Annotated in this window: 6 protein-coding genes and 1 tRNA gene; 5 read left to right on the plus strand and 2 right to left on the minus strand. The window is 63.5% G+C overall.

The genetic code is table 11. The features are described from left to right. The first annotated feature begins 30 nt into the window (after positions 1 to 30). From AC1RQ9_RS12415 to AC1RQ9_RS12430, 4 genes are all read left to right on the plus strand, one after another. Positions 31 to 537: a YbaK/EbsC family protein gene (locus AC1RQ9_RS12415; protein WP_193731739.1), complete on the plus strand. Its 507-nt coding sequence runs from the start codon at positions 31 to 33 to the stop codon at positions 535 to 537. Positions 538 to 587: 50 nt separating this feature from the next. Further along, positions 588 to 3539, plus strand: coding sequence for a glycosyltransferase (locus tag AC1RQ9_RS12420; protein ID WP_485987206.1), 2952 nt, complete (start codon positions 588 to 590; stop codon positions 3537 to 3539). A gap of 45 nt (positions 3540 to 3584) precedes the next feature. Continuing rightward, positions 3585 to 4271, plus strand: a complete 687-nt coding sequence (locus tag AC1RQ9_RS12425; RefSeq protein WP_485987207.1) for an NUDIX hydrolase — start codon at positions 3585 to 3587, stop codon at positions 4269 to 4271. A 215-nt stretch (positions 4272 to 4486) separates the two neighbouring features. After that, a complete protein-coding gene (locus AC1RQ9_RS12430; protein WP_485987209.1) occupies positions 4487 to 4849 on the plus strand; it encodes a YidB family protein in 363 nt (120 codons plus the stop codon). 38 nt (positions 4850 to 4887) lie between these two features. Here AC1RQ9_RS12430 and AC1RQ9_RS12435 read toward each other — a convergent pair whose 3' ends face one another. Then, the gene (locus AC1RQ9_RS12435) at positions 4888 to 5733 is read right to left on the minus strand and encodes an N-formylglutamate amidohydrolase (protein WP_485987210.1); all 846 of its coding nucleotides are present in this window, start codon (positions 5731 to 5733) and stop codon (positions 4888 to 4890) included. A gap of 194 nt (positions 5734 to 5927) precedes the next feature. On the opposite strand from AC1RQ9_RS12435, the gene AC1RQ9_RS12440 reads away from it, so the two are divergent. Next, positions 5928 to 6002, plus strand: a tRNA-Val gene (locus AC1RQ9_RS12440). Positions 6003 to 6332: 330 nt separating this feature from the next. On the opposite strand, the gene AC1RQ9_RS12445 is transcribed toward AC1RQ9_RS12440, so the two are convergent. After that, the coding region (locus AC1RQ9_RS12445) for a DUF4070 domain-containing protein (RefSeq protein ID WP_485987211.1) at positions 6333 to 6978 on the minus strand (646 nt) is incomplete at its 5' end.

Here is a 6978-nt window from a genome sequence, read left to right on the forward strand (position 1 = left end):
GGCAGGCCCGCAACACGCCGGGAGCATCACGTGACGAAACAGACCAAAGCCACCGAATTCCTGACCGCCAGCGGCGTGTCCTTTTCGGTGCATGATTACGAATACGCGCCCGGTGGCGGGTTGATCGGGATGCAGGCGGCGCAGTCCATCGGGGCAGACCCGGGCTGCGTACTCAAGACACTGGTGGTGGAAGTGGATCGCAAGACGCCGGTATGCCTGGTGGTGCCTGCCGACCACAAGGTGAATTTCAAGAAGGTCGCCGCCCTGTTTGACGGGCGCAACGCACGGATGATGAGTCCGGAAAAATCAGCGGAACTGACCGGCTTCCGCTCTGGCGGGACCAGCCCGTTCGGTCAGGCACACCAGTTGCCCGTCATCGTGTCGGCGGATGCCATGGCCTGCCCGCATGTCTATATCAATGCGGGCGACCAGGGCCTGGTGGTGCGCATTGCCCCCGCCGATGCGCAGAAGGCAGTAGCGGCACGCGTGGCCGATATTTCCGCCGCCCCCGCCCCGGTGGAACCAATCAAAAATTAACCTTTGACGTCCATAACCCGTCCCTGAACAGAACAGGGACAGGATGCACGATGGCTGTTTCCCCGAACAATGCGGAAATGGCTGATGAATGGGCCATGTTCGATCCCGCATGGTACCGCGCCCGTTACGCGGCGATGCTGGACCTTATGGACATTCCCGCGCAACAGGCACAGGAATTCTATGACACGCATGGCGCTGCGCTGGGCCATGCGCCCAACCCCTTTTTTGATGAGGCATGGTACCGCGCCACCTATCCCGATGTCGCGGCACAGGTGGCGGCCGGCACATGGCGCAGCGGGTTCGACCACTACCTGAACGCGGGCGCGCGCACCCATAACCCGCACTGGCTGTTTGATGAACGCGCCTATCTGGCGGCCTGTCCCGACATAACCCCCGCCACGCTGGACGCGGGCGGATACCGCAACGCCTATGACCATTACCTGCGCGCGGGTGATGGGGAAATGCGCAGCGGGTCATGCTTTTTCGATCCCGAAACCTGCATTGCCCTGCTGGCGGAATGCGACCGCTGCGGCACGCAACGCCCCTTTGCCACATACCTGCGACACGGCATGGACGCGTTGCCATGCCGCAGCCTGTCGCTGTATTTCGATGCGGAATGGTACGTGCAGGCCTATCCCGAAGCCCATGCGGAAATCACGCAGGGCCTGTGGCGCAGCGCCCTGCATCATTACCTGTGCAACACCACGCCGCAGGCGTTCGACCCGGGACCGTTCTTTTCTGAATCCTTCTACGCCATGGTCAACCCCGACGTGCAGGCCGCGATCGAGGCCGGGGCCCTGCGCAATGGCTACGCCCATTTCCTCAGCGACGGGGTGCATGAACAGCGCAAGCCGTGTTCCACGCTGGATCTTGCGCAGTATATGCGCGACCCCGGCGTGCAGGCCGATATCGCCCGCCGCCGCGCGCGTGACGGTCTGGGCCATTACCTGACAGCCCGCCCCGACCTGAAACCACCGCCGCCGCCGCAGGTCACGGAAGACCAGGCCCGCGCCCTGTTCCGCCACATGTGCGCCGCCCGCCTGCCGCTGCTGCTGGATGGCGGGATTGATTTCACGACGGACGCCCCCCCTGCCCTGAGCGTCATTATCGTGGCGCATGACCAGTTTGAACTGACCATGTCCACCCTTGCCTCGCTCCGGGCGAATTACCATGGGCCGATGCAGGTGGTGATGGTGGATTCCGGATCACGTGACGGCGTGGCCCGTATCGAGGACCATGTGCGCGGGATCGAGGTGCTGCGCTTCGCGGGCAATATCGGCTTCGTGCGTGGGTGTAACGCCGGCCTGCGCCGGGTGCGCGCACCTGCCACGCTGTTCCTCAATAATGATGTGGACCTGCAATACGGCGCCATTGCAAACGCCCTGTCGCGGCTTGTGGCGGATGAAACGACGGGCGCGGTCGGCGGACGCATCATCCGCACGCACGGCATGCTGCAGGAAGCAGGCAGCATGATCTGGCGCGACGGATCGGTGCAGGGCTACATGCGCGACGCCCACCCCTGTGTGCCCGAAGCGGGGTTCGTGCGCGCGGTGGATTTCTGTTCGGGCGTGTTCCTGATGGTCCGGACCGAAGTGGTGCAGGTGCTGGACGGTTTTGATGAAAGCTTCGCGCCCGCCTATTTTGAGGAAACCGACCTGTGCGTGCGTATCCAGGCGCTGGGGTACCGGATCCTGTACGATCCGGCCGTCTGCCTGGTCCATTATGAATGCGGCACGTCGGACGGGGCCAGCGCATCGCGCCTGATCGCGCGCAACAGCGACCTGTTCATCCGCCGCCACACGCCCGGCCTGCGGCGCAGGCTGCTGCGGCATGCACCGAACGAGGCCCGCGCGCGCCATGCCGATGACGGGCGGCATATCCTGTTCATCGAGGACAGGCTGCCGCTGCGCCATCTGGGTTCGGGCTTTACCCGGTCGAATGACATCGTGACCACGTTGGCCGGCCTTGGCTACCACGTCACGATCTATCCCATGTTCCGCCCGATCGAGGACGCCGCGACGCTGGCCGCGGCCTTCCCCGAGGATGTGGAGGTCATCCATGACCGCGAGCTGCCCGACCTGCCCGATTTCCTGCGCGCGCGCAGCGGGTGTTTCGATGCGATATGGATCGCCCGCACCCATAACGCCGCCCGCGTGGCCAGTATCCTGAACGACGCGGCGTCGTACATTCCTGCCGGGCGCATCGTGGTCGATACCGAGGCACTGGCCGCCTGCCGGGACATGGAATACGACCGCCTGCACGCGATCACGCCCCCGCGCCCGCTGGGCGCGCGACTGGCGGATGAACTGCGCCCGCTGTTCCTGGCGCAGCGTGTGGTGGCGGTCAACGCGGCGGAGGCCGACCTGCTGCGTGGCGCCGGATTTGATAACGTGTCGGTGCTGGGTCATGTGCAGGTGCCGCGTGCCACCGGGCCGGAATGGGCGGCGCGACGTGATATCCTGTTCCTTGGCGCGGTGCATGACATGGCATCCCCCAACCTTGATTCACTGGCATGGTTCAGCGGGCAGGTCCTGCCGCTGCTGGTGGACCAGCTGGGGCCTGACATCCGTTTCAGCGTGTGTGGCCATGCCAGCCCGCGCGTGGACCTTGGCCCGCTGCGCCACCATCCCAACGTGCGCATGCTGGGCCGCGTGGCCGATACCGCCCCGGTCTATGACCACCATCGCGTATTCGTCGCCCCCACCCGTTACGGCGCCGGCATTGCCTACAAACTGCATGAAGCCGCCGCCAACGGCCTGCCGGTTGTCGGGTCGCCCCTGTTATGCCGGCAGGCAGGCTGGCGCGATGGTCAGGACATGCTATGCGCCAGCATTACCGATCCCGCGGATTTTGCGCAGCAGGTCGTCCGCCTCTATCATGACCGGACATTGTGGGACACAGTGCGCGACAATGCGCTGACACGCATCACAACCGAACATGCCCCGAGGGATTACCGCAACGCGGTAGCCGCAATCATGGACACCGTATTCATGCAAGGCTAGCAGCCGGGCCTGTTTCCGGCGCCCAACCGACAGGAACCGGATACCATGGACCAGACGGACATTATTTCCTTCGCTCCCGGCATTGACCCTGACCTTCAGGCGCGCGTGCTGGCCGCGCCGCATTTCCGGCGGTGGTATGACGGGATGCGCACGCGTTTTACCCTGCGCCATGTACTGGTGCGCGACGCCATTGCCTTTGACGCGCAACGCATGGGATTCATACTGGTCGAAGCCGACGCCCTGCATGAAGGCAACCGCGTGCCGGGGCTGGCCCTGCTGCGCGGGGATTCCGTATCGGTGCTGTTGGTGCTGAAATGTCCGGGCTATCCCGACCGCACCGTACTGACATGCGAGGCACGGGTACCCGTAGCGAAACCTGACCTGCTGGCGCTGCCCGCCGGGATGCTGGACGGTGGCGCGTTTGTCAGCACCGCGGTGCGTGAACTGTCGGAAGAAGTCGGCGCCGACCTGCAGGTGCGCGCGCAGGATCTGGTGAAGCTGACCGATGTCTGGCTGTCCCCCGGCGGCTGTGATGAGGCAATAGGCCTGTATTATGCCGAACTGAACATAAACGAGACGCTGGCCAAGGCCCTGCGCGACCGGCAGACCGGCGTAGCGCGGGAACATGAACACATCCACCTGCGGGTCATTGACCTGTCGGCGGTGCCCGATATTGGCATGACGGACGCGAAAACGTTGCTTTCATGGCACATGTACCAGGCCCGTCGGTAAGCGCCGCTTTTTTTGTTGACACAACCCCGTGAGGACAATCATAAGGGTCGGAAGCAGACTGCCTTGTGCAACTGCTTCTTGGACGTTTCCTCCCTAAACTCAGCGGTGCATATGCACCGCTTTTTTTTGGCCCGTCTTATATAAATTTCCTATAACTGTATGTCGTGTAGTATAGTCGGGTCCCCACACATACGAGAGACGGGAAAGAAAGCAGAATGAGCGGTATCTTTAATGACGTCATGGGCAAGCTGAATGACCTGGCGGGCGCATCGGGCCTGTCGCAGCAGGTGCATTCCTACCTGTCGCAGCTGCTGACGCCCGCGACCATCGGTTCACTGGTAACGCAGGCGGAACAGGCCGGGCTGGGGGACAAGGTGCGTTCGTGGATCGGAGATGGCCACAACCTGCCCATCTCCACCGATGAGCTGCGCAGCCTGCTCAGCAGCCAGCAGGTTCAGGCCATGGTGGACAAGACCGGCCTGCCGGCCGCCACCATCCTGCCGGTTCTGGCGCACCTGCTGCCCGAAGCCGTCAATACCCAGACACCGCAGGGCACGGCACCCACCAAGACCGCCTGATATGCGACAGGGGCCGGGTATCATGCCCGGCCTTTTTTTTATTCCGCCGCCTGCTGCTCCAGCATGCCGCCATACTGTACCAGGTGGTCCACCAGATCCCCCAGCACGCCCTGCAATGCCGTAAAGCCCGCATGGGGGGCGAGTGTATCCTGATCCATGTACAGCGCCCGGCTGATTTCCAGCTGCAGCGCCTGCACGCCCCGGCGCGGGCGGCCGTAATGCCGCGTGACGTAGCCACCGGCAAACGGGACATTGCGCGCGACACTGTACCCATGGGCCAGCAGCGTGCGTTCCACCAGCGCCGTCAGTTGCGGCGAACACGCCGTGCCCCACGCATTCCCCAGAACAAAATCCGGCTGTACGCCCCGCCCCTTCAGCATGGGCATGGAATGGGCATCCAGCAGGATACAGCCGCCATGCCGCGCCACATTGTCGGCCACAAGACCGGCCAGCGCATCATGATAGGGCTGCCAGCAGGTGCGGATGCGGGCTTCGGCCTCGCTGAAGGGCAGCGGGCGGGGATAGATCGGCCCGTCATGGGAAACAATGCGCGCGATCGTGCCAAAGCCCGCCCGTACCTTGCGGCTGGTGGTATTGCACCAGTCAGGCAGTTTTTCACGGAACATGGTGGGGTCAAGTTCCCATGCCTCGCGGTTGGCATCGCAATAGGCACGGGGAAAGGTCGCGTGCAGTAATGTCGCACCCCGCCCCGGTGCGGATGCGAACAGCTGATCCACGTAACAGTCCTCGCTGCGGCGCAGGGACCGTGCATCCAGCCGCGACATACGCAGGAATTCCGCCGGGTAATTCCGGCCCGAATGTGGCGACGCCACGATGACAGGCGTCCCCGCCCCATCGGGGTGGTGGATATGAAACGGCGGCATGGCTGGGTCCGTCACGGCGTTTTTGCCGCGGGTAACGGCCACGGACAGCCCCGGATGGTCACAGGCGGGAAAGCAGTACAGCACATGCCTGCCATAGGGACAGGAGGCCGGTTTGCGGTCAATGCGATTTTTTTTAAAACAGGGGTTGCATCCCCCTGAAAGGGCAAGTAAAAGCCATTTCACCGAAGCCGATTGGGCGCATAGCTCAGCGGTAGAGCACTACCTTGACATGGTAGGGGTCACAGGTTCAATCCCTGTTGCGCCCACCACTCGGCTTCGGTCAGAACCCCCATAAAATCAATATGATGCGTGATAGTCTCCCATCAGGCGTAAACTTGCGCCCGTCCGTCAGGGGCCATGGAAATCCGTCCGCATGCATGGAATTCCCGTGAAGCCGTTCTGGCCTTTGCCCCGTACACTTCTTCCTCGCCGCGCCTGAGCGCATATTATGGGATGCCGCGAGCGGGAACGGACGTGGTGATCCTGCCCATCATCAGGCAATGATGCCTTATCCCATCCCCCAGGCTTCAACTGCGGTGGAGGCAGGCCGACTTCCCTGCCCCGCTGGCAGCGGGTTTTTACACCCGCGCCAGACCGGATCAGGCGGGCACAAGTTCCGCCTCGACAGGCCGCATGACCGGCGGGGCATGCCAGCGGCCCTGGTCCACATCCGCGATCTCGCGGTCAATCTCGGCAATGACCTGCCGCGAAAACGGGCCAAGATGCAGGTATAGCGCGCTGGTCATCACCACATAGGGCAGCGCGCGCGGGTTATGCAGGGCGCAATCCAGCATCATGCGCCAGAACTGTCTGGCTGTTCCCGGTCCCGCGCGGTGGATACGGAACATAAGCCGGACAAAGCTGCGCAGGTCGCCCTTTATCATCCGGTGCGCGCGCCCGCGCTTCAGCATCCGGCCCAGCCTGCGGACACGGCCGAAATAGGCGACCGGTTCATAGATGGCCGCAAGCACCGTCCTGTAATCGTTCAGCACGTCGCGACGCGGGCGGCTGGTGGCGAAATTCAGCCCGGCCGTACACTGGTCACCCGACTGCGTCTGTTCGCTGCCGGAAAAAAGACGGCCTTCCGCCAGCAGGCGGCGCGTCAGCTGTGTCGTGGGCAGGGCATAAAGCAGGCCGACCATGCAGACCGGGATCGACGTATCCTCGATACAGTCGATCATGCCCTGGGCAACGCTGCCCTTTTCACTGTCGAAGCCTACGATGAAGCCCGCATTGACGAAAATT

This window comes from Komagataeibacter ossonobensis, assembly GCF_057359305.1.

Excerpts from the sequence above, each read along its gene's own strand:
- AC1RQ9_RS12420 (WP_485987206.1), top strand. The coding sequence starts at position 588 with ATGGCTGTTTCCCCGAACAATGCGGAAATGGCTGATGAATGGGCCATG.
- AC1RQ9_RS12425 (WP_485987207.1), top strand. The coding sequence starts at position 3,585 with ATGGACCAGACGGACATTATTTCCTTCGCTCCCGGCATTGACCCTGAC.
- AC1RQ9_RS12430 (WP_485987209.1), top strand. The coding sequence starts at position 4,487 with ATGAGCGGTATCTTTAATGACGTCATGGGCAAGCTGAATGACCTGGCG.
- AC1RQ9_RS12435 (WP_485987210.1), bottom strand. The coding sequence starts at position 5,733 with ATGCCGCCGTTTCATATCCACCACCCCGATGGGGCGGGGACGCCTGTC.